At 37.3% G+C, this 26808-nt stretch carries 28 protein-coding genes; 11 read left to right on the plus strand and 17 right to left on the minus strand.

Annotated features, from left to right (window positions below; translation table 11 throughout):
- Window positions 1-88: 88 nt before the first annotated feature.
- From HAV12_RS13680 to HAV12_RS13745, 14 genes are all read right to left on the minus strand, one after another.
- Window positions 89-1465: an AMP-binding protein gene (locus HAV12_RS13680; protein ID WP_205423317.1), complete on the minus strand. Its 1377-nt coding sequence runs from the start codon at window positions 1463-1465 to the stop codon at window positions 89-91.
- On the minus strand, window positions 1434-2015 hold the full coding sequence (locus HAV12_RS13685) for a hypothetical protein (RefSeq protein ID WP_205423318.1): 582 nt from the start codon (window positions 2013-2015) through the stop codon (window positions 1434-1436). Before HAV12_RS13685 ends, HAV12_RS13680 begins: the two co-directional genes overlap by 32 nt.
- Window positions 2008-3771: a hypothetical protein gene (locus tag HAV12_RS13690; protein ID WP_171570149.1), complete on the minus strand. Its 1764-nt coding sequence runs from the start codon at window positions 3769-3771 to the stop codon at window positions 2008-2010. Before HAV12_RS13690 ends, HAV12_RS13685 begins: the two co-directional genes overlap by 8 nt.
- The gene (locus HAV12_RS13695) at window positions 3764-4735 is read right to left on the minus strand and encodes a hypothetical protein (protein ID WP_171570150.1); all 972 of its coding nucleotides are present in this window, start codon (window positions 4733-4735) and stop codon (window positions 3764-3766) included. The genes HAV12_RS13690 and HAV12_RS13695 overlap by 8 nt, the downstream gene beginning before the upstream one ends.
- Entirely contained in the window at window positions 4723-6315 is a 1593-nt protein-coding gene (locus tag HAV12_RS13700; RefSeq protein ID WP_197984802.1) for an AAA family ATPase, read from the minus strand. The genes HAV12_RS13695 and HAV12_RS13700 overlap by 13 nt, the downstream gene beginning before the upstream one ends.
- 23 nt (window positions 6316-6338) lie before the next feature.
- Window positions 6339-7337 carry an AAA family ATPase gene (locus tag HAV12_RS13705; protein WP_171570151.1) on the minus strand — a complete coding sequence of 333 codons (999 nt, stop codon included), beginning with the start codon at window positions 7335-7337 and terminating at the stop codon, window positions 6339-6341.
- Window positions 7321-7899: a nicotinamide riboside transporter PnuC gene (pnuC, locus tag HAV12_RS13710; protein WP_171570152.1), complete on the minus strand. Its 579-nt coding sequence runs from the start codon at window positions 7897-7899 to the stop codon at window positions 7321-7323. The genes HAV12_RS13705 and pnuC overlap by 17 nt, the downstream gene beginning before the upstream one ends.
- Window positions 7900-8109: 210 nt before the next feature.
- Window positions 8110-8871, minus strand: coding sequence for a hypothetical protein (locus HAV12_RS13715; protein WP_171570153.1), 762 nt, complete (start codon window positions 8869-8871; stop codon window positions 8110-8112).
- A 98-nt stretch (window positions 8872-8969) separates the two neighbouring features.
- Window positions 8970-10082, minus strand: a complete 1113-nt coding sequence (locus tag HAV12_RS13720) for an AraC family transcriptional regulator (RefSeq protein WP_171570154.1) — start codon at window positions 10080-10082, stop codon at window positions 8970-8972.
- A 360-nt stretch (window positions 10083-10442) separates the two neighbouring features.
- A complete protein-coding gene (locus tag HAV12_RS13725) occupies window positions 10443-12074 on the minus strand; it encodes an ATP-binding protein (protein ID WP_171570155.1) in 1632 nt (543 codons plus the stop codon).
- A 4-nt stretch (window positions 12075-12078) separates the two neighbouring features.
- Complete coding sequence (locus tag HAV12_RS13730) at window positions 12079-13092, minus strand: ATP-binding protein (protein WP_171570156.1); 1014 nt, start codon at window positions 13090-13092, stop codon at window positions 12079-12081.
- On the minus strand, window positions 13085-13498 hold the full coding sequence (locus tag HAV12_RS13735) for an anti-sigma regulatory factor (protein WP_171570157.1): 414 nt from the start codon (window positions 13496-13498) through the stop codon (window positions 13085-13087). Before HAV12_RS13735 ends, HAV12_RS13730 begins: the two co-directional genes overlap by 8 nt.
- On the minus strand, window positions 13479-13877 hold the full coding sequence (locus tag HAV12_RS13740; protein WP_132034265.1) for an STAS domain-containing protein: 399 nt from the start codon (window positions 13875-13877) through the stop codon (window positions 13479-13481). Before HAV12_RS13740 ends, HAV12_RS13735 begins: the two co-directional genes overlap by 20 nt.
- Before the next feature lie 20 nt (window positions 13878-13897).
- A complete protein-coding gene (locus HAV12_RS13745) occupies window positions 13898-14725 on the minus strand; it encodes an STAS domain-containing protein (protein WP_171570158.1) in 828 nt (275 codons plus the stop codon).
- A 407-nt stretch (window positions 14726-15132) separates the two neighbouring features.
- Between HAV12_RS13745 and HAV12_RS13750 the strand changes: the two genes are divergently transcribed.
- The 3 genes from HAV12_RS13750 (at window position 15133) to HAV12_RS13760 (ending at window position 16260) form a co-directional block, all read left to right on the plus strand.
- On the plus strand, window positions 15133-15366 hold the full coding sequence (locus HAV12_RS13750; RefSeq protein WP_132034261.1) for a hypothetical protein: 234 nt from the start codon (window positions 15133-15135) through the stop codon (window positions 15364-15366).
- Window positions 15290-15766, plus strand: a complete 477-nt coding sequence (locus tag HAV12_RS13755; RefSeq protein ID WP_205423319.1) for a hypothetical protein — start codon at window positions 15290-15292, stop codon at window positions 15764-15766. The genes HAV12_RS13750 and HAV12_RS13755 overlap by 77 nt, the downstream gene beginning before the upstream one ends.
- A gap of 227 nt (window positions 15767-15993) precedes the next feature.
- Complete coding sequence (locus HAV12_RS13760; RefSeq protein ID WP_171570160.1) at window positions 15994-16260, plus strand: hypothetical protein; 267 nt, start codon at window positions 15994-15996, stop codon at window positions 16258-16260.
- 291 nt (window positions 16261-16551) lie between these two features.
- Here the strand turns inward: HAV12_RS13760 and HAV12_RS13765 are convergent, their stop codons facing one another.
- The 3 genes from HAV12_RS13765 to HAV12_RS13775 form a co-directional block, all read right to left on the minus strand.
- Entirely contained in the window at window positions 16552-16791 is a 240-nt protein-coding gene (locus HAV12_RS13765; protein ID WP_171570161.1) for a hypothetical protein, read from the minus strand.
- Between the two features lie 225 nt (window positions 16792-17016).
- Window positions 17017-18435: an SDR family oxidoreductase gene (locus HAV12_RS13770; protein ID WP_171570162.1), complete on the minus strand. Its 1419-nt coding sequence runs from the start codon at window positions 18433-18435 to the stop codon at window positions 17017-17019.
- Window positions 18436-18446: 11 nt separating this feature from the next.
- The gene (locus HAV12_RS13775; protein ID WP_171570163.1) at window positions 18447-19130 is read right to left on the minus strand and encodes an SDR family NAD(P)-dependent oxidoreductase; all 684 of its coding nucleotides are present in this window, start codon (window positions 19128-19130) and stop codon (window positions 18447-18449) included.
- A 419-nt stretch (window positions 19131-19549) separates the two neighbouring features.
- Here HAV12_RS13775 and HAV12_RS13780 point away from each other — a divergent pair, with 419 nt between their 5' ends.
- The 8 genes from HAV12_RS13780 to HAV12_RS13815 all read left to right on the plus strand — a co-directional run bounded on the left by HAV12_RS13780 (window position 19550) and on the right by HAV12_RS13815 (window position 26807).
- The gene (locus HAV12_RS13780) at window positions 19550-21037 is read left to right on the plus strand and encodes an ATP-binding protein (protein ID WP_240345163.1); all 1488 of its coding nucleotides are present in this window, start codon (window positions 19550-19552) and stop codon (window positions 21035-21037) included.
- 619 nt (window positions 21038-21656) lie between these two features.
- Complete coding sequence (locus tag HAV12_RS13785; protein WP_171570165.1) at window positions 21657-22091, plus strand: thioredoxin family protein; 435 nt, start codon at window positions 21657-21659, stop codon at window positions 22089-22091.
- Between the two features lie 40 nt (window positions 22092-22131).
- Entirely contained in the window at window positions 22132-23025 is an 894-nt protein-coding gene (locus HAV12_RS13790; protein ID WP_171570166.1) for an FAD:protein FMN transferase, read from the plus strand.
- Window positions 23022-23255 carry a DUF4266 domain-containing protein gene (locus tag HAV12_RS13795; protein ID WP_132034244.1) on the plus strand — a complete coding sequence of 78 codons (234 nt, stop codon included), beginning with the start codon at window positions 23022-23024 and terminating at the stop codon, window positions 23253-23255. The genes HAV12_RS13790 and HAV12_RS13795 overlap by 4 nt, the downstream gene beginning before the upstream one ends.
- A gap of 16 nt (window positions 23256-23271) precedes the next feature.
- Window positions 23272-24456, plus strand: a complete 1185-nt coding sequence (locus HAV12_RS13800) for a DUF3570 domain-containing protein (RefSeq protein WP_171570167.1) — start codon at window positions 23272-23274, stop codon at window positions 24454-24456.
- Window positions 24457-24787: 331 nt separating this feature from the next.
- Window positions 24788-25369, plus strand: a complete 582-nt coding sequence (locus tag HAV12_RS13805) for a Crp/Fnr family transcriptional regulator (protein WP_171570168.1) — start codon at window positions 24788-24790, stop codon at window positions 25367-25369.
- 140 nt (window positions 25370-25509) lie between these two features.
- Entirely contained in the window at window positions 25510-26349 is an 840-nt protein-coding gene (locus HAV12_RS13810; protein WP_171570169.1) for an MBL fold metallo-hydrolase, read from the plus strand.
- The gene (locus tag HAV12_RS13815) at window positions 26343-26807 is read left to right on the plus strand and encodes a nuclear transport factor 2 family protein (RefSeq protein WP_240345164.1); all 465 of its coding nucleotides are present in this window, start codon (window positions 26343-26345) and stop codon (window positions 26805-26807) included. The genes HAV12_RS13810 and HAV12_RS13815 overlap by 7 nt, the downstream gene beginning before the upstream one ends.
- Window position 26808: the final 1 nt, after the last annotated feature.

Genomic DNA, 26808 nt, shown 5'->3' on the forward strand with positions numbered 1-26808 from the left:
GCATTAAAAAAAATCCTCAGTCCATAAAAATTGAGGATTTGACCTGCTCTTTGGCAAGCCCGTTTTTATTTGACTTTTTAGGACAGGATTATGAATTGCCTGTCAATTCTGAAGTATACTGCGATTTTTCTACCGCATTATTTTGACCTATTTTTTGAATATCAGCATGGATTTCAATATCATTTTTAAAAATGAGCTGCAACAGGTCAACAATTTCTTTTGAGGTAACTTTATTAGAATATCCTGTAAACTGAATCAGCTTGTCTTTTCTCTGATGCATTTTAAAACCTGCCAGAGGCAAATGTGATAAACCATTAGAAATATCGATATTATTGATTTTCACCTCTGATTTTGTAAAAAAAACGACAGGATTTCGTGCTTCCAGGTCTACTAAAAACGGAATACCGTTTTCTATTTTTAAACTGCAAAAATCGCCCGTTCTGTAACGTACTAAGGGCAGAAACGGATTGTTGCCTCCGGTAACGACTAACTCGCCTCTTTCGCCATAAGGAAGCGGCATATCATTGTGTTCATCAAAAATTTCTAAATATAAGTCCGGCCGGATCACTTGATGTCCGTTTTTGGTCGCATAAGCTATATTTCTGCACTCTGTTAACGAATAAAGATCGATAACAGGACATTTGAAATAATTTTCCAATTTGTTTTGGGTCCCTTTTGTCAGCCTCATCGCCGAGGATATAAGCGCTTTTGGTTTTAATTGCGGCTGTAAATCCAACAATGCCGTAAAAGCTATCGGATCGCCGGTCAGGATTTGCGGATTGTATTTCTCCAGATATTTTGTAACATCCTCTGGCTGGTTCCAATCTGACGGATTCAGGTTTATTTTTAATACACCGGCTCCTTGCAGATAGGTGGATAAAGAAGCGTATGTCAATGTTTTTTCCTGGGCACAGATCAAAGCAATAGCCGTGGTATTTTTACTTTCTGTAATAGCAATATTAAACTCTTTAAGAACGGACTCAATTTGTGGCAACCAGGCAGCCTGGGATACCGCTTCAAAAAGTACATCTAACTTCGGCCCCGTAGATCCGGAAGTATGATACACCAATAGTTCGTCTAAATTGGCCTCATTGGAAACAAATAAATAAGGAGATTTTCGGATATCTTCTCTGGAAGTCGTGGGAAAAGAATCGAAGTCATTCCCTTTGTTCTGGTAAAAGGGTACTGTTTTAACACACCATTTTAAATAGTCTGTTAACCAAATTGGAGTTTGCCCTTCTTTCCAAAATACTTTTTTATCATAATATTTCTTTTGGTACGCCTTCACTTTTGAAAGCTGTCCCGTATTTAACCGGTCACCGCTTTTAAAATTAAATTTTGGAGCAAACACATCCTGTCTAAGTTCATTTAAAAAACTTAAATCATCCAGCAAAGGAAAACGTTCTTTGTCTGTTAACGCTATTTGCGGACCACTACTCGCGTCCATAGGTATTTGCGGCTTCACGGGCTTTTTTTTCTGCCATCTCTCTTTTAATATTCATTATTCGTTCATGTGCTTCGTACGATTCTTTTAGAACTTTATGTCGGTCCGCACTGTTTATGGAGGATAATTTATCTGCAGCTTCATCATAATTTTCTCCGTTAGGGATAATTTCACAGCAGTTTAGCAATAATCTCACCATTTCCTCCGCACGCTCATCATCAGCAATCCAATCGTTAAATTTTACATAAGCCGAAGCGTTGCGTAATTCTTCAAACCAAAAAAAATACAATTTGTCTTCTATAACAGGTGCATTTCTAAAATCGGAATGACACAATAACCAGGCAGAAATATGAATGGCCCGCCAATGGTTGTCAGTAATAGCCTTTAGACTGGCATCCGTTGGTATATTAAAATCCCTTTTTAAAAAAGTATTTCCTGTAATCCTGTAGGTATCGCAAACCAAAGCTATCGAATCTACTCCGTCCGTCGAAAGAAAGTCAGAGGGTTTTAGAAAAGAATCCGGGCATTTTCGTAAATACGTAACCAGCTCAAAAACATCATACTTAGACATAGGCATAATTTTGTTGTGAAAATTCCAGCGCAAACTTTAAAAGTTCTGCTTCATTTGTAACATAAAAGACCTTCCATCCCATTTTTTCTAGTCGGATCACGAAGTCTTTATGATAATCGGGTTGAGAATGTAAAACCATAGTTCCGTGCCCGCCTGCATTTTTTAAGGCAATTTCGGCCAGTTCCCAATGGCTTTGTTCTGTTCCTGTATTGGCATCCAGCATACTAAAGATATCATTGTCGGTGACGATTACAATATGTGATTTTTTATTTGGTTTTTCTTCGAATGGTTTTCGCAATCGTTCCATTCCGTAGGCATAACCGGTACCCAAATACGAGGTTAAAGTGGTCAGTAAATCTGTTTCGTCTGTAATAAAACCATCCGTTTCCAGATAATCACCGGGCTCACCGGAAAGGCATCCCATAACAGCTGCTCCTGCGCGTAAGGCAGATAAACCTATAACGGTAGCTGCCAAAACCGGCCATGAAAAATTTTGTTTCGGATTCATCATCGAACCCGAACAATCGATCCCGATATATACATTTAAGGGACTTTTTGAAATACTGTTGTCAGAATCGGAACCGAACGTTCTCTTTTGAGTCGTTAATCCCGGAATAAGGGTCGGTGATAAAATGGCAGACTGCAGCCAGTCCACTTCTTCAATCGAGTCGCCAATATCCCAGGTTTCCAGTCCTTCCGGCAGATCCAGTGATAGATTTTCAGAAATTTCCACAGGAAAATCAATTAAATGCGGTAAGGCAATTTCTTTGTAATAAGCATTGACCAGACGCTGTTCGTCTGTGTTTGGATTGACCTGTTTCATCAGATCAATATAATTTCCGGGGCCCATATAGCCCTTTCGGGGTCCTTCCCCACCTGCTCTATTTTTTTCGATGCCTAAACTTTGCTTTTTCTTTTTAGCGTCCTCTTCTTCTTTTAAGCTCAGGGCTTCTTTTCGCATATCAATTACTTCATCATACCCTTCTAAATCGAGTTGGGTCATACCTGCAATATCCATAGCTCCCTTCCCTGCATCTTCTGCATCTAATAGTATTAAAATCTTTTTACGGGAATCCTGAAAGGTTTTGTCATCCATCAGGTACGGATATAACATCACTGCAAAACGACCGCCGCCATGAATCCAGTTCTTGGAGTAGCTTCTGACCAAAGAGGCTAATAAGGAGGCATCAGAATCTATTTTTTTACTGTGGAAAGATAAATTTGTTGCCAATTCACCCCGGTTTAAACGCCATAAATATTCATAAGTACGCATCATCAGCGTCCAAAATTCAGAAAAAGTATCCTCTGAATTAATCGCTTGATACACTTCCGACATTCTTAATTTATGAATACGCTGTAATTTATCATTGATTAAAAAATCAGCATATAAATTAGCGACCATAGGTGCCCTGTCCTCAATACCCGGAAGCGCAAAACGAATACGATTCAGTAAAATGGCGTTGTCGTATAAATTGGCTGGCGTAAAAATATGATGTCCAATTTCGTGCGCCAGTACTTCAGTAGCATAATCGGTAATACCGCGCTGTAAAATTTCTTCTAAATTAATCACAATGCGATGATCTGTTAACCGGATCATTGCAAAACTTCCTGTAAGCCCTTCTTTCACGGCCTCTTCATTTGATAAACACCAGATAGGTTCCTGTAAACGCAACAGCGGATTCCATTCCAGTTTTGCCGGCTGCCAATGCGATTTCCACAAGGCCAGTGTTTTTTCTATTTCAGATTGATTATGCATTTCCAAGACTGTACAGGTATAAAAAATAGGAGTTTTTTAAGGTAAAAACCAAGGTGTCTTCTGTGACCACAACAGATGAAATAGTGCGTGCGTCAATTTTTTCATTGTCTTTTCCAAGCCATTTCTCCAGGGTTTCAGATCGTTTGGAAAGGGATACAATATACGCCGCATCAACAGAAGCGGCCGGAAGTAACACTTTGCCAAACTGGTCTGCAAAAAGGGCGTAACTGCTATTGGAATCGCTTACAAATATATGTTCCCCAATCTGTGCCAGCACTGGCGGATGTTCAAAAAAGCCGGTCGTGCCTTTAAAACCTTCCTGAACCCCTTCAAATTTTGTATTAGTAGTTGTCCATGCATTTTTAAAAAGGTGGTTTGTATTTTCATCTGTACCTATGGTAGTGACAATAGTTTGCTGCAGATTTTCAGAAAGTTCCCCGAAATCCGTTTTTAAACGAGTTCTTAAATGGGCCAAACCGCAGTTCCAGGCATAAATACGTCCCACAATTTTAAAATCTTCTATTGTTTTAATTTCAGAACTGCTGGTGCCGATAAGTGTACACCACGCTATGCTTTTCTCCGGCGCATACCTATGGAGGTTTACCAGTACATCATTCAGTAATGAAATCATTTTTGTTGGGAATTTCACTGTCAGGTTAGGCATTTCTGCCAGTAATAGCCACGCCTCTTTATATTCATCTCTATAACGGAGGAGCAACCCGCTTCCGATTAATTTTAAAGATTCCAGATACAGCGCTTTTACAACTTCATGAATCTTTTCTGAGGCTGAATTAATGGTAACTGCTGCTTTTACTATGGGTTCAACCACTTCTGTCATCCAGCCGGCAATAAGTGGAGCTGGCAAATTGCCGTACTTCATTTCGCTTTCCCTGTACCATTGATTGTACAACACGCTGTTATCGCTTAATTCTGATATGAGTTCCGGAAAGCTTATTTTTTCCATTGCAGCCATCTTTTATAATTGGTGTAACGCTGGTGCAGGTATTTTAATTTTAAAATATCATCTGCCCTGTACCCGTACAACTTTTTCTCTTCCGACCATCTCTGCAATTGCTTTTCGATATTTAAAAGGCGATTGTCAATTTCTTTTGAAGATATATTTTCGAGTCCTTTTTTAAATTCGGCTTCAAAGGTATCCACCGGATCATTTCTGTCTAAATCCTGACTCACATATTCATCGCAGGACAAATCGAATAAATTTCGCAGCCATACGATTCGATCTACTCTGTAAACTTCATTCCCTGCCTGGTCAAAAAAGGGCGATTCTAGATGTGGTGTCAGGCTATCGTGCAAAACGAATGGTAAAACCTGTCTGATATCTTCCAGTTCTACTTTTTTATTCCCCCTGAAATAGGCCAAAGCTTTGGAGAACATCAATAAAGTCATGATTTTTCGAACGGACAAACCATTTTTCGCCTGTGAACCTAAATCTTTAATCTGATCCTTTCCGGTTTCTTTTCTAAAAAGCGAACGCATGTCCATACCTGACAATTTTGCCGTGTCTTTGGTCATGTATTCCAATCGATTGGAAGCAGGTTCAAAAAATTCAAACTGGCGGCAGAAAAACTCGATACGTTTCCGTAATTCGGGTTCTATTTGTACACCTCTAATCTGTTTGTTTATGGTATCCAGTTCCTCTTCCGTAAAAATAATTTCTTCGGGAATGATCGCTTCCGGCTTAAAATTAAGTTCAATACGCTGCAATAAATCGTCAATAAACCGTGTATTAAAATGCATGGCCCTGATCACGATATCAATCCTGTCTTTTAAGGCTTCAATAACCTGATAGGTTCCGCCGCCGGCATCATCATTCGCCGTCAGATACCAGGCGCCTTCGGGACATTCATAAATCTGATCGAAAATTTCAGCATAGTTATCGGCCAGTACGGTTAGTAAAGCAGATTGTGTCCGGGTTGGAATTCGATTGTATTCATCAATAATTTTCACGCGCATGCCGAGCCATTTTCGCCACGCAATTCTAATATCCGAAGTCTTTTCGGCCTTTACCATATCTGAAGGTAACGGATGCCCTAATAAATCTGAAATCGTCATTTGAGGCTGACCGTGCTGAATGGCACGCATGACATCCTTTTTATCGTAGCCCGCCAACAAACCCATCAAAACCGAAGTAGCTGTTTTTCCACGACCGGGTCCACCCACAATGAGGCATTTACCCCTGGCAGCCAGATTCAGTAAAGGCATTAATACAAAACTGGAATAACTTTGGTCGGTTGGCAGGTAAACCGGCACTTTACTGTCTCCAAACAAAAACTTTTTAGGATCGCCATCATTGAATTCTATATCATAATACGGGCTGATAATGGCAATATTAGTGATCCAGAAATACGCCTGACGCAATTTTTCATCTAAAGTAATGGAATTATTGGATTCATTTTGAGGAATATCGCCTGAATAAAGATCTTCTATCTGAAATTTGTTGTCTTTTGAGGCATCTTGCGGATTCGTAGGCGATTCAGGGACTTTCTTAAAAAATCCCATTGTTTTATTGATCAGATCAGACATGCTATATTTTGTTTCCGGGTTATTTAAAATTTACTGTTTTCTGCAGCAGACAATACTTTTGACACCTGCTCAATTCTTTCTGCAACAGTACCTTTGAGCATATGATATTTAAGATTTCTGGCTTTTAAATCTTCGATTATTATTTTTTGAAATACTTCTCTTTTCACCTCTCCGGATCTGTCCCAGGTATCATCATAAGGAATATCGGTATCACATACAAAGATAATATCGTGCCTGCTTTCTGCCGCTTTTGCTAAATTTTCCAGTTCCGGAAGAGTACTTCCATGATAATCCAGTGAAAATAAATAGGTCGTAATAGCATTGGTATCAGAGAATAAAAAACTATTGGATTGCAACACCAAAGCATCTTCTTTCCCTATATGGATTTCGGCTATTTTTAGAAGATCTTCTAAAGTCAGTCTTTTATTTATTTGATGCTTTTCCCAGTATTCCCTACCATATTCAGGCATCCATTGGGTATTAAAGTGAACGGCTAATTGTTCGGTCAAAGTTGTTTTACCCGTTGACGGGGCACCCAGCAATACTACTTTCGTAATTAAATCTTTGTAAACTTTAGGATGAACAAAGTCTTTGTATTGATAGGGATTCTCTCTTATTTTTGTCGCTGATACAGGAATGGTATTGCGACTCACATCAACCTGCCTGTTTAGGGCTTTCAGCGCAATACTCATATGTTCACCATAAGGCTCACTCGAATAAAAATGGGAGATGGTACGATTGCCTAAAATGGATAAGACATAGTCTTCCTGAATTTTCATAATCTCAGCCGTATAACCTGTATCATTGGGCGAATTTACCCCTTCAATGACCAAAATTTCCGGATATATTTCCCGTATCCAGCCTGCTCTGGTTGCCAGTGGAATATTTAGTACAGGATCATCATAAATGAGTACTATTAATTCATCAACCTCACTAATTGCTGTTTCTATCAGGAACTGATGCCCTTTATGAAAAGGTGCAAACTTGCCCAGTGTTAACCCAACTTTATGTTTGTCTGTCATAAATAAATTCTTCTGTATGTGCTTTTTTCCATTCGAAGTAACCCACTATAGCCATAATCAGAAAAAGCACATACAATACTGTTGTAAAATATAAAGCTTTATAACCATATACGCCAATAGCAACCACATCAACTGCAATCCAGAATAACCAGGACTCCAATACTTTTTTTATCATCAGGTACTGGGCAACCAGGCTTGCCACCATTATAAAAGCATCCAGATAGGGACAAGCGGCATCGGTTCTGGTTTGCATAATATAGCCTACAAGCAGCGTTAGTACAACTGTTAAACCAATCCAGAAAGTACTGTTCGTAATCAGGTTTACGCGTAATGTTCCTTTATCGGAACCGCCATACTTCCAGCTGTACCATCCGAATACCTGCAGCACTATATAAATAATATGCAGGATCATATCTGAATACAATTTTGAGGTGTAGAAAACAAAGCAATATATAATCACCTGAATTAAGCCAAAAAACCAACACCAGATATTTTGTCTGATTGTAAAGTAAACGGCCAAAAAACCGAAGATAGCGCCAAGTATTTCTAAAGTTGTATCCATAATTATAGATGCTAAGATATAATAATGAATTGAAACTTTTAATTGTTCCGAATAACATTTGATTTTTTGAAATGAATTACAGCTATAAAATGCACTTTAATAGTTACAGGGCTGAAAATGGTTTAAAATTTGTTCCTCCAGGGCCCAAAAATTAAAATCCCATCTCGTTAGAAATGGGATTTAAAAAAGATGTTTGAAATCACGAGCTCTTTATCTAATTAATGACTTTAGGTAAATCGTAAAAGCTAATGATAATACCAGAACCGAAATGCGAATGGCATTTTTTACAAGTCTGTTAAAATGGAAAGATGGCAGCAATGTTTTTGTTTCAAAAAAGAAAGCAATAAGCTTTTTGTAATCAGGCAGGATCAAAAATAAAACACCGATGGTCAAGAGTATAGATTGAAGCAGTGCACCGGCATTCATCTCATAAAAAATATTAATCAGCGTAAGATTTAAGAGTAAGGTAAACAAAATTAATGCTCCAAAAAGCAGTGTTTTCCTAAATAAGAGTAAAGTGCTGCCTATTATTTGAATGGAGGCTATTAAGATTCCGTACGTATGCGAATATCCAAAATAAAACCAGGTAAGCCACTCGCCTGTCTGCTGGTTCATAGCCCTGTTGGAAACTTCTTCCGGCACGACAAATTGAAGACCATAGTACTTTTTCCAGCCAAAACCAGCTAAATTGAAAGCTGTACAATAACGAATCCCCCCGTAAAGAAAGCCGAATATTTTTTCAGAATTAATTTTTTGCCTTCGTTCTAAAAAATGCCAGATAAACGGAAACAATAGGCTGCTTACTAAAAAAAATCCGATAACAGAAAACACCAACACCGGAGGGAGCCACGGAACATTACCTCCATTACCCAGAAGTAACATTACGGCCGAAAACTCAAGCCCGAAGATGAAGGAAGTGATGCTTTTTTTAAATAATGAATTTGAAAACGCTAAGGAAAATGATTCTGACATGGTTTTTCGATTTTGAATTAATATCCCGCAAATTTGAATAGTAATCCTTTATGAATTGTTCCGATGTACCCTTTCGAACCTATTTTAAATTTCTTTGATTAACCCGTTTTACTGGCTTTTATAAACGCAGTTGGCGAATATCCTGTGCTTTTTTTGAATGTGGTATTAAAAGTAGTTTTGGAATTAAAACCAGATTCAAAAGCAATCCCGACAATGTTTAAGTGGTTACAGCTATCGGACAATAAAAGTTTTTTTGCTTCTTCAATTCTATATTTATTTATAAAATTATAAAAGTTATCCTGATTCCTTTCGTTGATCAGAAAAGAAGTTTCATTGCAGCTCGCCTGCAGCATCCCGGCAAGTTTCGGAAGGCTTAAATCGTTTTCAAGATAAACTTTTTCAATCTCCATAAGACTCTTCAGTCTGGCTTCCAGTTCAGTCAATCGGGCACCGGCAACTCTTTTAGGGCTGTCTTTTTTATACTCTTCAATAGTTGCCAACTCTTTTAATTCAATCTTGCTGTAACTAAAAACTTCTTCTTGTCTTAAGGAAAAAAAAGACAGAAAAAAAATGCTCAGTACATATACCAGAGGCGTATAGTTGATTAAAGCTTTTAAATTAAAAAACACCAGATTAAGCCAGACTATCATGATAATCAGTACAATTAATAAATAAGACTTCAGCCAGTTCAGATTTACTTTGTCCAGAAGAGATGAAAACTGTTTTACATTTTTGATATGTTTTTGCAATTTTATAAACGACAAACACCAATAAACGGCAGTCTGTACGGGTAAAGCAATCTGAAGTATAAAAAATACAATTCTGCCGGTTTGATAGCTAAAATCTATATTTTTTCCGGTGATAAAAAACGGAATTCTGAAAATAAGAAAAATTAGGAAAGGCAGTAAATGCAACAAATCTTTCCTTTCCGTTTTTTTTTCAAAAGAGGTAAAGTACACTACGCTAAAGTAAAGTAAGGGTGCTGTCAGAAAACGCAATAATCCAATGATTTCAAATAATAACGGATTCGTTAAGTGGAAATTTTGCGCAAATAAAGGTATTTCGAGAATCGCTAAGCAAAGCGTAATCATAAATAATCCCAAACAAATATTAGCCCGTAAATTGACTTTCCGGGCTTTTGCTAAAAGCAAGCATCCTGATAAAAAAGCAGTACCGCTTGTAAAACCCATTAAAGTCGGAAAATTTATCATGCTTTATTTAATTTCATATGATCTACAGATATTCAAATATATAAAAAGGAATTTTATATCTCTGTATTTGATGCTTTGGTAATTTCCAAAAAAATATGGAAAGAAACAGTGGATAATAAAATAGTAGCTAAACCTCTAAAGACACTACAAAAAATTAAACCTGACAGGTTTTAAAACCTGTCAGGTTTAATTTTTATTTAAATTCCAGAAACTTAGTATTGTTAAGATTATTTTAAATTTTTGTGTAATATGAAAACTGCTACTTACTACGCAAAATAAAGTTGAATTTGAAAAAATCAGAAGAAGGAGTTTGCGAATACACTTATATTTTACTGCAGCTAAAAAATAGTATTATGAATTTTAATTCCTGGGCAGGTAGATCCAAAAAGTGGTTCCCTCCTGCGGTTTACTGGTAAAATTAAGCACTCCGTTATGATTTTCTATAATACGCCTGCATAAAGCAAGTCCAATACCGTTACCACCATACTGGTCCCTTTCATGTAACCGTTGGAACATGTCAAATATACGACCTGAATACTCACTGTCCATTCCTATGCCATTATCTGCAATTGATATGACATCGTAGCTTCCTGTTGGAGCCGCGATATCTACAGTATCTGAATCTGCAGCGGACATTACCGCAGCGGTAATAGTTACAGTGGGCTGCGAAGTGTTGAATTTCAAGGCATTATTAATCAGGTTGTAAAATAGCTGACGAAGCTGAGAATCCACTCCCTCTACCAGGGGCATTGTGTCTATATGCAATACCGCATTCTTTTCTTCGATTACCATGCTTAAATCATCCAGTGTTTCCGAAATAATTTTATTAAGGTTCACTTTTAGCGGAGATTTATCATTGTTATTTATCCTCGAATAATTTAATACATCTGAAATTAAATTAGACAGTCGGGCTGCCGCCATTGTAATCTTGTCAAAGTAATACAGTGATTTTTGCTCCTCTGTCAGGTGCTCTGCAGCACGGGAAAGCATAATCCTGATTTTACGCAGCGGTTCCTGCAAATCATGACTCGCCACAAAGGCAAATTGCTCCAGTTCTTTATTTTTGAATTTTAATTTTGAATTGGCACTTTCGAGTTCAAGCTGAATCTCTTTCAGCTCCGAGTTGTCCTTTAGGGCTTCAGCAACCATTTTTTGTGCATTGATATTAACAAAAGAAATCAGCCAGCTGCTAAATGTTCCGTCTTCCGCTTTATTCAGTACTATCGATACAACATGCCAGATATACGAAGAATCTTTTTTAATTCTGATTTCTGCAAAAAAATCAAGTCCGTCCTTCCTGGCTTTGGACCAGCCTTCAAACAGATCCTGCACATCTCCGGAATGGATAAAACTACTTATGGTTTTCTTATCAAAAACGGTCAGCGGTGCGTGCAGGTATTCTTGTAGGGAGGTATTGGAAAGAAGCACCTGGTTTCGTTCATTAACCACACAGATTAAAACCGGAATTGTATCGGCTAATTTCCGGTAACGGTTCTCACTTTCCGCCAGCTTCTCTGAAAGGGCTATAAGCTCTATATTCTTCTTTCGGATCTCATCATAGGGAGACAAAGCCGGTTCATACTTGAAGTAATCCACCAGACTTTTTATTTTCACATCTGAAAGAAGTCCCGGAGCTGTTATGACCTGACTTAATTTGGTTATATACTGGTTGTCAGCATACTCATATTCCAGATTGCCGGAAATCTTTGAAGCATATTTATAAGCCTCCGGATTGCTCTTTTGCAGATCAACACTGTCTGTTAATACCGCCAGGATTTCTTTCTGATTGGATCTGATCACATTAATACCAATCACCAACAGCGAATTTTTGCCATTGGAGATGGAACATCTTGCCACTTCAGACAACGCTGTTGAAAATCTGGTTTGCGCTGATACTGGCATACCGCACATTTCACCAATTTTCATCGAGCGCTTATGGGCCAGTATCAGGTCCATCTCATTGTCAAGATTTATTTTTAAAATTTCCTTCATAACCCTAAATTATTTTGCCAACCAGAACTGTTGCATCATCAGTTCCCCTTACATTGTCTTTGTACAGCGTAGCGGCAATCACGCTCGGATTTTGCTTGATGATTGATGTTAAGTCATTGAGATTCCATCGCGTACCCAATCCATCGCTGTGCATAACTATAATCTGATGCTTTTGATAAGGAACCAGAGTGTTGTTTAAGGTACGGGGAATATTATGACCTATAATACCATTATAGGGCGTATAGGTTTTATTCTCCAGACCGTTATGAATACGGGTATTGATATTTCCGATACCGCAAAGAGACCAATGCTCTGATTTATAATCGACACTGGCAATAGTACCTACTAAGCCCCTCGTCTTTTTAACCTGATCATGGATATCCCTTAAAATGGCACACGGATCACTATCTCCGGATTGTTTAAAAACTTTGATAGCCTGCTGAACAGCTTCTTGTGCATGCACGCCATGACCCAATCCGTCCCCTACGAAAATTTGAAAACCCCGTTTTGTCTGCTTAACGTAATATCCGTCACCACAGACTTTTTCTCCTGGATAATTGACACTCAAAGCGGAGAAATTCAGTTCGTTTGTTGGAAGCGGAATTAAAAAATCAGACTTATCACAAATCTTGATATACTGAACAGTACCCCATCCTTTTATGGAATAAATCTGAAAATCATTGCTTAATCTTTTTATGGCACCCAGTCCTTGTCCAAGTGTATTGGAAGTAGAATAGCCATCATTCATGATTTTTGCCGTGTTTTCAATTCCTTGTCCTTTATCCAGACAGTAAATCTCTATTTCATTATGATCATCGTTGAAATGTGCCCTGTAGAGTAATTCTCCTCCACTGGCATATTTAATAAGATTAGAAGTCAATTCTGCAACAATGATGTCAGTTTCAGCAGCCCTGTGAGGGGAAAAGCCCAGTTGTAAGGCTAAATTATGTATCTCTCTTTTTATAAAAGCAATTAAGCTTCTATCGTCAATTTTGTAAACGGAAAAAGTATTATCCATTTTTCCACTTTATTATAGTTACGGTAGTGCCGCTTCCTAATTCTGTTTGTATATCAAATTCGTTCACCAGTCGTTTTGTTCCGGGCAGGCCCAGACCCAGACTTTTTCCGGTACTGTATCCGTCCTGCATGGCCAGTGCAATATCTTTTATTCCGGGGCCGTTGTCAATAAAAGTAACGCGTACGCCATTATCGCGTCCATTGCTCACTGACTCAATAATCACTTTACCGCCTCCTCCATATTTTAAAAGGTTTCGCACAAGCTCACTGGTGGCTGTAATTAATTTGGTCTGATTCAAAATACTCATTCCAAGTTTTACGCCATAGTCCTTTACACGATTGCGCAACGGAACTACATCCTGCTCTTTTATGATTAAAAGCTCTTCTTTATTGTTCGTCGTCGTCATATACTTGCTCCTCTTTATCGCCATTGTACATTTTCGCGCGAAGCAGATCCATACCTTTTTCAACATTTAAGGCACTGATAACACCATTCAAAGACAATCCGAGTTCAACAAGTGTAATGGCAACTGCAGGCTGCATGCCCACTACCACTGTCTGGGCATCCATAATTTTTGACATAACCGCTATATTTCCGAGGATTCTTCCCATGAAAGAATCAATGATAGAAACCGCTGATATATCAATCAAAACACCTTTAGAGCTATGCTTATTTATAGTATTAATCAAATCAGACTCCAGGTTTTCTGCCAATTGGTCGTACAGGTCAACCTGTATGGTAACCAGCAGAAAATCCCCCATCTTAAGTATAGGAATTCTTTCCATAGTAAAATTTAGTTATGCTATTATTTTCTTTTTACCACGGTAAGCTTAAGCATATCAAAAGCCGTTTGAAGTGCACTTGCGAGTGAAGTTTTAGTAATGATACCTGTAAGATCTATTCCTAAATGTACTACTGTCTGGGCAATCTCTGGTCGGATACCACTAATGATACATTCTGCACCCATTAATCTCGTTGCACTTACAGTCTTTATCAAATGTTGCGCTACCAGTGAATCTACTGCAGGTACACCCGAGATATCAAGTATCGCTATAGAACTTCCCGTATCTACTATCTGCTGCAAAAGATTTTCCATTACAACCTGTGTTCTTGAACTATCTAATGTTCCAATGATAGGCAAAGCTACAACACCATCCCAAACCCGTATAACCGGAGTTGAAATTTCGCTGATCTCGTCTATTTGTCTTGAAATAACATCTTCACGTCCTCTCATATACGATTCGAATGTCAGAATGGTCATATTGTCCAAAATAGTACTCAACTGTAAATTAGCGTGGTACAATGTAGCAGCATCCGGTTCAATGTCTGAAAGAATTTTTGAGGCAGCCTCCTTGAAGGTAATTAAATACTGGGCATTCTCACGAGGTGAAAAACCGCGTCTTCCTCTTGAACTTGAAATTCCGATAAGTAAATCATGAACTTTTTCAAATTCCTCCGAATCGTTATTTCCATTTGAATGCTGTAAAGCATCAAGTAAAAGCGCTGTAAATTCTTTTGATTCCTCCTCCTCCGTGGTACCATCAGTTGAACCGTTTTCTATAAGAAGTTGCGACCATGTAGCCAATAATTTGTTTTCATGCTCTTTCAAGCTTCCCAGAATGTTATTTTGCATTTGTTGTGATATTTTGTGTATAATTATGTAAACAAATATATACAAATTAATCCAGCGAATTTTTGAATTTATAAAAAATGCAAACGGAATAATGCATTTAAACTTAAAATTTACCAACTCCTAAAAGAGTAGGAAAGCAAGTATTTAAGACATTTTAGTATAGCGGCCAAAGGCACATTATATTTTTTGATTTTTAGTATTGAAACAAATTATTTTTTATTTTCAATTTGTTCCGAAAACTGAAACAAAATTATTTTTATTTTTTATTTGTTACAGTACAAAATGAATTTTCTCTGATGCCACCAGATTTACATGTTAATTCAACAACAAATTCAATTTTTCCTGTAAGTCTAAACCTGCAGACATGCTTTAATTTTAGGATATTAAAAATCTAAAAAAATATAGTCATGGAAAATGTAAATAATTACAATAGCGAAGATCTTCAAAAATGCCCGTATCATGCTCAGCTGAACACTATGGCAGACGATAAAAATCAGAATGAACATGTTAACACTGGTGACTGGGAAGATGGAAGTGACGAGGACGGCACAGATCCGGATCGTTATGAAGAAGAAAAAGAAGAAGGAAATAACAATTCAGGCGGCGCCGGAAGCACCGGAAGTGCCGCAACCAACAGTTAAGATTTCTTATCACTTAAATACAAATACGATGATTACAGATAACAACAGAAATTATGATCCGAACGAACATAATTCTACCGAAGACAATCAAAGCTATACCAAGCAATACGAACAGGAGAAACTTGGTGACGAAGATACACGGGAGGAGCAATTTTTAGATTCTAATCAGGATGCCAAAGGCGGTGATTATCCTGATAATGAACTCTCTAACGCGCTGGAAAGAGATGATGAGGAAAATACCGAAGAGGATTTTGATGACAGCGAGCTGGAAGAAGATGATTTGGAGGAAGATGAAACTGATGCCGATGATCTCGACGATGATCTTGTAGAAGATTATGATGAAAATGACCGTGAACCTGATCCTGAAACTTTTAGTGATGACAGTCTGAAAATAGATTAAACAGCTTCAAAACAGGAAAAAACCTCTGTAATAACCGTTACGGAGGTTTTCATTTTAGGATTAGAAATAAATTGGAAAACTATTTTTAAAAATTGTAAAGCAGATGAAAATTTAGCAATCCTTCCTGAAAATTATATAAAATCTGCTGCAACAGAAACGGTACCTTTAAAATAATCTAAATGGACCAAATTAGGTGAATGATAAGCTATTAATTTAAACTGATTTATATGAAATCCCAAAATTACATTTATACGTACGAGGATTCTGCAAGTGATATGACATCCTATGAAGAACAACTGTTATTGAATTATGATGATTATCTCGAGAGCGGTTTTGTTCCTCCCCTGACCGCCAGCAACCACTACAACTTAGAACCTGGAGAGCTGGAAGAAGACCTTGAGGATGATCTGGAATCGGAGTATGATGAGAATGACTGGGAAGAAATGGATGATGAGAATGAAGAAGATCCCGGAACTTTTCTAATGATGAGGTAAAACCGAATGCGCATATGTTTATGAAGTCGATGAGAAACGCATCGGCTTTTTTGCATTAGTAAAAAAATTGCTTTTGAATTATGCCCGTTTTTGAAGCAACAGTTTTAAGAAGATCAATACTATACATTTTCCATTTGAAGCGGCTTAGTTTTGTTGGCCAGGAATTACAATCCTCAAATCAGGAACTTAAGAAACAGCTATTTCACGCTTGATTTTTTGTTCTGCCGCTGAGCAAAATCAAATCGTTCCAACAGCAAAAATTACTGGTGGTAATGTGTTCACTATTCTTATTTAAAAATACTTATCTGTAAGTTCGGCCTTATGGATAAATGCTTTGATGAAATCCTGAACTTCACTTGTATTTTCAGGTGCTGTCTCAAAATAATTGATATGAAATTCTTCATCCTGATCGTCAATATGAATGATCTCCGTGTACCCATTGGAAATTAAGCTCCCTTTTAATTTAATAATATCGAATTGCTGTTGACTGTTTAACTCCTTACGAACCTGTAGTTTTATCGCTTTTTCCATTTTTAATTATTTAAAATTAATCTTCATTCCTTACTTTATAAAATTAGATAATTTATAAGTTGAAAAAATCACTTTAACACGCTTTCAGGAACTATTTATTAACAATCAAATCAACAACAAAGTTATACGTAAAGTATTGGCGGGTTTTCCATTTAATCTCTAATTTTTCGTTCCGATCTGGAAATTGAGACATTTTGAGCAGCACAGCATGATATAATCCGGAAGTTATCGAATTAGCTTTTTTATCATTCCATTAAAAATAAAGCCATGAAACGGAAGTACCGAGTACCAGTACAACTTGCCCATTATGCCTCTCGGTTTAAAGGTAGCGGCCTGATATAAGGTTGAATTGATAATTTTAAACTCAAGCCATGCTTCACCAGGCAGTCTCATTTCGGCATACAGGATCAGTTTTCCTTCCTTTTTATTGGCGTATACGACCCGCCAAAAATCGAGTGCATCCCCGGCATGTATTTCATTTTTATGCGTTCTTCCCCTTCTGGCGCCGACACCTCCGAAAATCTTATCAATAAAGCCACGCAGATCCCAGAGCCAGTCTGCATAGTACCATCCTGTTTCTCCGCCAATAGACCAGATCTTCGAAATGGTATAATCCCTGTCTATGATTTCCCTTTTTCTTCGATCAATAAAACAGTCCTTTTTGGGAACTTTGAGATAGCTGGCGACATTTCCTTTAAATTGTCCGCTTACCATGGAATCTTTCCAACTTGAAATTATCGCATCTTCGTTAATTTTTATCAAAGCTCTTTCAAGTGCCTGCTTGTAAGTCATAGGTTTTACTCCCAGCAAGTCATTGATTCGGTTGTCACTGCATATTACTTCCACTTTCATACTGCTTACCAGAGCCGACGCAAGTTTAAAGGAGGTTGAGGTTACAAAATAGAGCCAGTAAGAGGATAATTTCGGAGTCATCACCGGTACCGTATAGATGTATCTTTTAAGTTTTTTTGCCTTTGCAAACTCCAGTAACATTTCTTTATAGGTAAGGATGTCCGGACCTCCAACATCAAAACTCTGATCATAGGTTGCTGGATTTAGCAGCGATCGGAGTAAGAATTCCAAAACATCAGTAATAGCAATCGGCTGACATTTGGTATTGAGCCATTTTGGCGTAATCATAACCGGGAGCTTATTTACCAAATCGCGTATAATTTCAAATGATGCGCTTCCCGAGCCCACAATAATTCCGGCTCTGAGGGTCGTGCTGGCCATTATTCCCGTTTGTAAAATTTGCTCGACAGCTTTTCTTGAAGATAAATGTTTAGACAACGATTTATCGTTAACAATTCCGCTGAGGTAAATAATCTGCTTAGCCGTAGTTTTATTTAATTTTTCAATAAAATAGTTGGCGGAAATACTTTCGAGTTCATCGTAATTGGCAGCGGAACCCGACATGGAATGAATTAAATAGTAAGCCGCATCGATATCATCCGGAATGTTTTCCAGACTTTGCGGATCCAGAAAATCAACTTCAATGACTTTTACATTTTTTGAAAATTCTTCCGGATAATAAAACCTGTTTTTATCTCTTACACAGCAAATTACTTCGTGCCCTTTATCCAGTAACAAAGGTAAAAGTCTCTTGCCGATGTAACCTGTTGCGCCTGTTAAAAGAATTTTCATATTTCGTGTTGTTAAAGTCTAAAGGTAACTAATCCATAATCCATTTGAAAAACCTGGCCTGATATTGATCCGGCATCTTTTGAAATCAGGTAATTTACCATTTGAGCCACTTCCTGCGGTTTCAAATAGCTTTTCATCGGATGGCGCTCAATCATATTTTCTTTCATACGGTCATTTCGTAAAATAGAAGCCGACAACGAAGTTTCCGTAATAGTCGGTGCAATGGCATTGATGCGCACTACGGGAGCTAATTCTGCACCAAGTGATTTTACCAGTCCCTCTACCCCCGCCTTTGCCGCAGCAATACTGGCATGAAAAGGCATTCCCAGTTTTGCGGCAACTGTACTGAATAAAACAATTGACGGATTTTCTGATTTTTTTAAGGCGGGAAGATAGTGCTGAATGGCTTTTACCGCCCCAATCACATTGATCTCAAAATCATTCCTGAAATCGTCAATGCTCAAACTTAAAATCGGTTTTAGAGTAATAGAACCCGGACAATAGATGAGCGTATCTATACTTTCAATTTCTGGCAGTGCATCCTGAAGCACATCAGCATGAAAATGAACGAGATTAGGATGTTCGATATCCGGTACTGTCCTGCTGATATTATAAACAAAATGATGCTCCAGCTGCTGCAGTAAGACAGCGCTGCCGATTCCTTTGCTTCCACCGATAATTACAATTTTATTCATTTTTTATCTATTTGAGTTGATGATAGGTCAGGCTGATGTAAGTGAGGTATTCTTGCCACCACAATGAATACCAGATATTCATTACTAATTTTTACTACAATCTGATTCAATTTTAGCTTATGAGTACCTTAAATGTTAAAGGTAATGAATGTTTAAACATTTTTACGTAAAGTTAAACAAAATAAAAATCTTTTTTATTTAAATTAGCTGTTGCTATACTTTATAAGATTGTTGTGAGTATTCATTTCAATGGTCTACTTTCAATACTAAAATAGAAAGACAAACAAAAAGCACTGGCAATTATACTTTAGTTGAAATTGTGAAACAGTTAACTAAAGTAATGTAAAGAATTACAAAAAAGAATTAATTAGATTCGCTGATAAAAACAAAAAATCACTATGTACCAAAACCCGAGGCTTTTGAATGATATAGTAGACTCTCTTTCCCTGCCTGTTGGAGTATACGTGGGAGATAATTTAAAAATCGAGATTGCAAATCCTGCCATGATTAAGACATGGGGAAAAGGAGATCAGGTAATTGGAAAAAATTACCTTGACGTTCTTCCGGAAATTCTGGATCAGCAAATTTTTGATGAGGCACTGACTGTATACAAAACCGGAATTCCTTTTCATGCCAAAGATAAAAAAGTAGATTTGGTTATCGACGGTGTAATGACCGATCATTATTTCAACTACAGTTTTATTCCCCTTTTTGATGAAAAGGGAAATGTATACGGTATACTTAATACAGGAGCTGATGTCACCGATTTACATCAGGCCAAAGAGCAGCTACAAAGTTCAAATGAAAAACTTACTATGGCAATAGATGCCTCCGGTATGGGAACCTACGAAATAGACCTGGCAACAAAAGAAATAAAAACCTCCGGAAATTTCAACTCCATTTGGTCTGTTGACGGGGAGATAACCAATGAAGAACTGATTGCCAAACTGCATCCGGATGATCTGGCTGTACGCGAAAAAGCGCATGAAGAAGCCCTGATTACAGGAAAAATAAGCTATGAGAGCAGAATCCTCAACGAGGATCAATCTGTAAAATGGACAAAAATTAATGGTAAAATTATAAAGGATGAAAATGGTACTCCAAAAACTATTATAGGCATCATTCAGGATATTCAGAAGCAGAGAGCATTTGAAGAAGAGTTAAAAAGAAAGGTTGACAATCATACCGAAGAACTACAACGTTCCAATAATGATCTTCTTCATTTTGCAGGTATTGTAAGCCATGATTTAAGGGAACCTGTTCGAAAAATTAAAATTTTCAATACCCTTTTAAATAATGAAAAGAAAGCCGGGTTTTACAAAAATTCAAGAAAGTATATTCATAAAATTGACCAGTCTGCAAACAGGATGGAAAATATTATAGAAGGCATATTAGCTTATTCTACCCTGGACAAAACAATCCAGCCTTTTGAAAAAATAGATCTCAATGAAATTATTGAAAATATTAAAACAGACCTCGAGCTTATTATAAAAGAAAAAGGTGCGATCTTAACCACTTGTGATCTTCCTGAAATGGAAGGTGCGCCCATTTTAATCAACCAGCTTTTTTATAACCTGATTCAGAATGCACTGAAATTCTCAAAAGCAGATATGCCGCCCAGAGTAATTATCAGCTGTTCCGACGAAAAAATCAATGGCGTTGATTTCGTAAAAATCACCATCAAGGATAACGGTATCGGACTTGATCCGGCTTTTAATGAAAGGATTTTCAATGCTTTTGAAAGACTGCATTCCAAAGATCAGTATGAAGGAAATGGCCTCGGTCTTGCTCTTTGCAGAAAAATCGTAAAAAGACACAATGGAACAATTACTGCTATTGGCGAAAAAGATAATGGGGCTGAATTTATAGTAACATTGCCTTTAAAACATACAAACAACCCTATCTAAAGCAGCTGGCATTTGCAGTAATCCTTTTTTTTTGCTAGTTTAATATATTTCAATTTAAGCCAGTACTAAATTTAAACTACGGTCAATTGTAATTTGGATAACGATCATCAGTCCCAAACGATCAGCATGTCGTTAAAAGAGGATTTTCTAAATTTAAATCCAAATCCTGAGAAGCGATAATCTATTGTGCCGCTACTTTTTACAATGCTGAAAAAGACTGTAAAACTACCCCCTGTACATTTAGAATCATTCTACTTTTTTTCACTTCGTCTGTTATAAATTTTAAACTTTACTGCCTTTGTTGGTAGCTATTTTCGCTCCTTTAAAAGAAATGGTGGTGTATCAATACGGATTTTCGATTCTCTTTTTTAGCATTATCGGGAATACTGGCTGCGAAAGCAGGCGGGTCGCATACTCTGAAAGCTGTTTTACGTATCTGCATCTGGGGCACTTTTGCCATGGAAATGTCTGCACTCGTTGGTTATCTTTTTGGGGTACAGACCACTTAAAAGTAATAGTTCTTTTATCAGATCAAAAATTAATCGAATCTTAAGCAATTAAAAAAAATAAAATCCGTAACAAGTCGTTATTTCGTAAGTGTCTAAAAACAAACTGCAAAATGAAATTAATTACCTTGTTTTTATTAGTAACCGTGCTCCCGATAAATTGGGAACCTGATTTTAACAATGCCAAAAAAATCGCGAAGGAAAAGCACGAATTAATATTGCTGAACTTCTCCGGATCGGACTGGTGCGGTCCCTGTATCGTACTGCGTCGGGACTATCTTGAAAGTCCCGTTTTTACAGAAATGGCTAATGAAAATTTGGTGCTCGTAAATGCTGATTTTCCGAGAAAAAAGAAAAATATCGGCACCGCTGAACAGGTTAAACGGAATGAAGACTTAGCAGAAATTTACAATAAAGAAGGAAGCTTCCCTCTTACCCTGCTTCTTGATGCCGATGGAAAAGTTCTTAAAACCTGGCATGGAAAACCGGAAACTACTCCGGATGAATGGACTGCCGAAATAAAAGCAATTTGTGACAGCAAAAAGTAACATACTGAAAAATCAAAAATATTCACAATCCCTCAAACTCATGGGGAACAACTTTACTATTACAGTTGTAGCGGAAAATGAGAACATCGCAAATAAAAATATTGAGCTTGCGATTGAAGAAATCAGAAGAATTGAAAAACTGCTGACTACCTATAAAGAGGACAGCCAGACCAACCTGATCAATGAAAATGCGGGTATTGAACCTGTAAAAGTAGATCCTGAGGTTTTTAATCTCATTGAAAGAGCTATCGGAATTTCAGGAATTACACAGGGCGCTTTTGATATTTCCTACGGAAGTATCGACAAAAGTCTTTGGAATTTTGACAAATTCATGACCCAACTGCCTGATGCTGAAACGGCTTTAAAAATGGTACATCTTATTGATTATCGAAATATTATCCTTAATAAAGAAAACACAACGGTATTTTTAAAAGAAAAAGGCATGCGGATTGGTTTTGGCGGTATCGGAAAAGGATATGCCGCTGAAATGGCGAAACGAATCTTAATCAAAAATAATATTCAAAGTGGTATAATCAATGCCAGCGGAGATCTCTGCGCCTGGGGAGTACAGCCAAACGGTAAAAAATGGACCATTGGTGTAGCAGATCCCGATGCTCCAAATGCGGCATTTTCTTATATGGAAATATCCAATAAAGCGGTGGCAACTTCGGGAAATTATGAAAAGTTTGCTGTCATTAACGATAAAAAATATTCACATACTATCGATCCAAAAACAGGATTGCCGATAACCGGAATAAAAAGTGTTACCATTATCGCTTCCAATGCAGAATTTGCAGATGCAATGGCCACTCCAATTGCGGTTATGGGAATCAGGGCAGGTTTGTATTTAATAGATCAGATACCCGATTTATACTGCATTATAATTGACGACAATAATAAAATTTACACATCCAAAAACATCCGTTTAAAATGAAAAAGCCAAAGCAAAAAATCCCTGCATTGTTCTGTACCGCTGCTTTTACAGTCCTTCTGCTTACCTCCTGCACTTCGGTAAAGGAATACCAGAAAGGAAAAATCAACGATTCTGAAATGGTACTTTCCAACAGGAAAATAGAAAAAACGGAACTCAGTTTTCAATCCTACCGCGAAGGAGCTTCCGGAGCTAACTCAGGAAAAAGCGGCGGTGGCTGTGGCTGTAACTAATTTTCACACTTAAAAAATGAAAAGAATATTCATAACAGGATTTGCTTTATTGGCCTTATTTCAGATAAAAGCCCAGAATGTCACTACTGATTCAACAAGTTACAAAAGCAAAAAATTAAAGGTGGAAGAAGTAAATTTAGTTTCGAGCTATTACAAACAGGACGGAGACAATTCAGCCGTTACGGGAGGAATTGGTTCCGAACATCTTACGGATATCGCGAATACTATTGATGTTAAACTGGTGAAATACGGCGAAACAGGAATTAAACATACCTTTGATATTGAAGCCGGAATTGATCATTATACCTCTGCCTCATCAGATATGATCGATTTAAGTGCCAATTCATCTGCTTCTTCTTCAGACAACAGATTCTATCCTTCCTTAACTTATTTAAGAGAAAATGAAGAGAAAGGAAGAACATTTGCTGTAGGAGTTTCATCATCAACCGAGTTTGATTACCAGTCTTTTGGAGGAAATATTAGTTTCTCACAAAAAACGAAAGACAGAAACGGAGAATTTACAGCCAAATTTCAAACCTTTATGGATCAGCTCAAACTCATTGAGCCTGTTGAACTTCCTGCTCCCGGAAGCGAAGGCTACGATAGTGCCAACAGAAATACTTTTGCCGGAACTTTAAGTTATTCGCAGATTATAAACAAGAACCTGCAGGTACTGATAGTCGGTGATGTTATCAGTCAAAATGGCTATCTCAGTCTTCCTTTTCACAGGGTTTATTTTGCAGATGGCTCCGTACATCAGGAAAAAATGCCGGATACCAGACTTAAAATTCCTTTGGGAATAAGGGCCAGTTATTTTTTAGGAGATAATGTGATTATTCGTGCTTATTACCGCTATTATTCAGACGATTGGAGTTTAAAAGCTCATACTGCTGATCTTGAAATTCCGGTGAAGTTAACTCAGGCTTTTTCATTGAGTCCATTTTACAGATATTATACCCAGAGTGGAACAAAGTATTTCAAGCCTTATGGTGAACATACGGCCGCAGCTGAATTTTATACCAGTAACTACGATTTATCTAAGTTCGACAGCAGCTTCTTTGGAATGGGCATGAAATTCACACCTCCAAATGGAATCTTTGGTCTTAAACACTGGAATACGGTAGAGGTTCGTTACGGTCATTACACGAGAACTACTAATATGACATCGGATATTATCAGCATCAATATAAAATACAAATAAAAGTAAGCTAATGAAAAGTGGGAACCGCAATAGTATTCGTTTCCTTCACAAAAAGGAAAATCTCCGATTCCTGTATTCAGGCAGCTTGAAATATATTCCGGATGAATGTTTTGTTTTTGCATTTACAAAATCGAACATTCATCCGGAATATTTGTTACCTCTTTCTTCGATTAAATTGGTAACAAATTTTATCGCTGCAATTTGAATAGCATTAATTAGCTGACTTAAAAATGACGAGGATAAGTGAGCCAATTAAAAATTTCAGTACTTTTATGGTTCAACAACCTGTCTTTCTAAATCAGGCAAACGTTAGAAAATAGTACCGCATCTAATGACTGAACTTCTCAAAAAAAATATTACCGCTCACATTTCACTTTCAGATCCTGAAATAGGAACATTTTGCAATTTATTTCAACATCAGATTATTAAGAAGAAAAGTTTTTTATTGCGGGAAGGCGAAGTCTGTAAATTTGAAGCTTTTGTAGTGAAAGGTTTGTTTCGTGTGTATCATATTGACCAGAATGGTTTTGAACAAATACTCTATTTTGCCATCGAAAATTGGTGGATTACGGATATTGACAGTTTTACAAATGAAACTCCGTCACAACTTTTCATAGAAGCATTAGAAGACAGTGAAATACTTTTAATCGCAAAAAAAGAAAAAGAATATGCTTATGCGAATCTCCCGCAAATAGAAAAACTTTTCAGGATCATGACCCAAAAGACGCATGTTGCCTTACAAAGAAGAATGATTGATAATCTGAGTAAAACGGCAGATCAGCGCTACCTAGAATTCTCAACCAAATATCCGCAACTTATACAGCGCCTTTCCAATATTCAAATTGCCGCTTATCTGGGAATTACAAATGTTTTCCTGAGTAATATCAGAAAGAAAATTGCGCTCAGAAAATAAAATTTTCCTTATTTATTAAACTAGTTTAATGTTTAGAGCTGGCATCATGTTTCATCTTTGCAGTGTTAATTTAAAACATAACCAAAATAATGAAGCACATTATCTCAAAACTATTTTTAACAATTTTAATTTTATCTACTATGGAAATACAAGCTCAAAATTTCAGGACTATTGAAGCCAACAATTTAAAACTGGAAGTTTTTAACGCCTCAGAAAACAGTTTTGGTGTAGCTTCTGTAATCGTGTCCGGAAAAACGGATGCCGTTTTGATTGATGCACAATTTACGCTGGAAGATGCTGAAAAGGTAGCCGAAATGATTAAAAAATCAGGCAAAAAGCTAACTGCAATTTATATTTCACATACCGATCCTGATTTCTATTTCGGACTGGAAGTATTCAAAAAATATTTTCCTGAAGTTACGGCTTATGCTTCTCCGGCAACAGTCGAGTCTATAAAAGCAACTGCACAGAAAAAATTAGACGTTTGGGGAGAACGATTAGGTTCTGCCATTACTTCGAATATCGTATTGCCGCAAGTTTTAAAAGGAAACAGTATTGATCTTGAAGGTCAGAAATTAGAAATTACAGGCTTACAGGAATTCCCTTCAAAAACTTTTGTATGGATTCCTTCCGTAAAAGCTGTTGTGGGTGGTATCAATGTTTTTGGAACAACTTTTAACCTCTGGATGGCGGATGCACAAACAGCAGCTGCCCGTAAAGAATGGATTGCTGTTCTGGACAAAATAGAATCCTTACATCCGGAAATCGTTATTCCTGCTCACGCCAATTCTCAAAGTCCGTTTGATATTTCAGCTGTAAAACATACTAAAGGTTATATTCAGTTTTATGAAGAGGCTTTAAAAACCAACAAAACTTCGGAAGCTTTAATAAAAGCGATAAAGACAAAATATCCAACACTTACTTTTGAAACTGCCTTGCAAATAGGGGCTAAAGTAAACACGGGAGAAATGAAATGGTAAAATTAAAAATCATCATCAGCCTGACCATTCTCCTTATAGGGTCAGGCTGTTCTTTAAATAACAGCAATATGACCAATCTTGAAATTGTAAAAAGCACCTACGAAGGAAAAACTTCTGAAGAAAATGGTAAAAATCTGGCGCAATACGCAGCCGAAGATATTTCCTGGACAGAAGCCAAAGGTTTTCCTTATGCAGGGACTTATATTGGTTTAGAAAACATAACCAAAAATGTTTTTAGCCGGTTAGGAAGTGAATGGATTGCCTATAAATTTACTCCGGAAGATTATGTTGCCAGCGATGATAAAGTCGTTGCTTTTGGTACCTATACGGGTACTTACAAAAGTACAGGCAAACCATTTAAAGCCAGGGTCGCCCACATTTGGAAATTGAAGGCCGGAAAAATTATTAGTTTTGAACAGTTTGTAGACAGTCAGACAGTTAATGACACAATGCAATAAG

Source organism: Flavobacterium sp. CLA17, assembly GCF_013112255.2.
GTDB classification, from domain to species: domain Bacteria; phylum Bacteroidota; class Bacteroidia; order Flavobacteriales; family Flavobacteriaceae; genus Flavobacterium; species Flavobacterium circumlabens.

Bases quoted from the DNA above. Each gene is read 5' to 3' on its own strand.
- HAV12_RS13800 (WP_171570167.1), top strand. From the start codon at position 23,272: ATGAAAAGAATATTCATAACAGGATTTGCTTTATTGGCCTTATTTCAG.
- HAV12_RS13790 (WP_171570166.1), top strand. From the start codon at position 22,132: ATGGGGAACAACTTTACTATTACAGTTGTAGCGGAAAATGAGAACATC.
- HAV12_RS13730 (WP_171570156.1), bottom strand. From the start codon at position 13,092: ATGGATAATACTTTTTCCGTTTACAAAATTGACGATAGAAGCTTAATT.
- HAV12_RS13740 (WP_132034265.1), bottom strand. From the start codon at position 13,877: ATGGAAAGAATTCCTATACTTAAGATGGGGGATTTTCTGCTGGTTACC.
- HAV12_RS13795 (WP_132034244.1), top strand. From the start codon at position 23,022: ATGAAAAAGCCAAAGCAAAAAATCCCTGCATTGTTCTGTACCGCTGCT.
- HAV12_RS13715 (WP_171570153.1), bottom strand. From the start codon at position 8,871: ATGTCAGAATCATTTTCCTTAGCGTTTTCAAATTCATTATTTAAAAAA.
- HAV12_RS13755 (WP_205423319.1), top strand. From the start codon at position 15,290: ATGAAGAAGAAAAAGAAGAAGGAAATAACAATTCAGGCGGCGCCGGAA.
- HAV12_RS13785 (WP_171570165.1), top strand. From the start codon at position 21,657: ATGAAATTAATTACCTTGTTTTTATTAGTAACCGTGCTCCCGATAAAT.
- HAV12_RS13760 (WP_171570160.1), top strand. From the start codon at position 15,994: ATGAAATCCCAAAATTACATTTATACGTACGAGGATTCTGCAAGTGAT.
- HAV12_RS13705 (WP_171570151.1), bottom strand. From the start codon at position 7,337: ATGACAGACAAACATAAAGTTGGGTTAACACTGGGCAAGTTTGCACCT.
- HAV12_RS13695 (WP_171570150.1), bottom strand. From the start codon at position 4,735: ATGGAAAAAATAAGCTTTCCGGAACTCATATCAGAATTAAGCGATAAC.
- HAV12_RS13700 (WP_197984802.1), bottom strand. From the start codon at position 6,315: ATGTCTGATCTGATCAATAAAACAATGGGATTTTTTAAGAAAGTCCCT.
- HAV12_RS13775 (WP_171570163.1), bottom strand. From the start codon at position 19,130: ATGAATAAAATTGTAATTATCGGTGGAAGCAAAGGAATCGGCAGCGCT.
- HAV12_RS13720 (WP_171570154.1), bottom strand. From the start codon at position 10,082: ATGATAAATTTTCCGACTTTAATGGGTTTTACAAGCGGTACTGCTTTT.
- HAV12_RS13770 (WP_171570162.1), bottom strand. From the start codon at position 18,435: ATGAAAATTCTTTTAACAGGCGCAACAGGTTACATCGGCAAGAGACTT.
- HAV12_RS13805 (WP_171570168.1), top strand. From the start codon at position 24,788: ATGACTGAACTTCTCAAAAAAAATATTACCGCTCACATTTCACTTTCA.
- HAV12_RS13765 (WP_171570161.1), bottom strand. From the start codon at position 16,791: ATGGAAAAAGCGATAAAACTACAGGTTCGTAAGGAGTTAAACAGTCAA.
- HAV12_RS13750 (WP_132034261.1), top strand. From the start codon at position 15,133: ATGGAAAATGTAAATAATTACAATAGCGAAGATCTTCAAAAATGCCCG.
- HAV12_RS13690 (WP_171570149.1), bottom strand. From the start codon at position 3,771: ATGCATAATCAATCTGAAATAGAAAAAACACTGGCCTTGTGGAAATCG.
- HAV12_RS13735 (WP_171570157.1), bottom strand. From the start codon at position 13,498: ATGACGACGACGAACAATAAAGAAGAGCTTTTAATCATAAAAGAGCAG.
- pnuC (WP_171570152.1), bottom strand. From the start codon at position 7,899: ATGGATACAACTTTAGAAATACTTGGCGCTATCTTCGGTTTTTTGGCC.
- HAV12_RS13725 (WP_171570155.1), bottom strand. From the start codon at position 12,074: ATGAAGGAAATTTTAAAAATAAATCTTGACAATGAGATGGACCTGATA.
- HAV12_RS13745 (WP_171570158.1), bottom strand. From the start codon at position 14,725: ATGCAAAATAACATTCTGGGAAGCTTGAAAGAGCATGAAAACAAATTA.
- HAV12_RS13815 (WP_240345164.1), top strand. From the start codon at position 26,343: ATGGTAAAATTAAAAATCATCATCAGCCTGACCATTCTCCTTATAGGG.
- HAV12_RS13685 (WP_205423318.1), bottom strand. From the start codon at position 2,015: ATGTCTAAGTATGATGTTTTTGAGCTGGTTACGTATTTACGAAAATGC.
- HAV12_RS13810 (WP_171570169.1), top strand. From the start codon at position 25,510: ATGGAAATACAAGCTCAAAATTTCAGGACTATTGAAGCCAACAATTTA.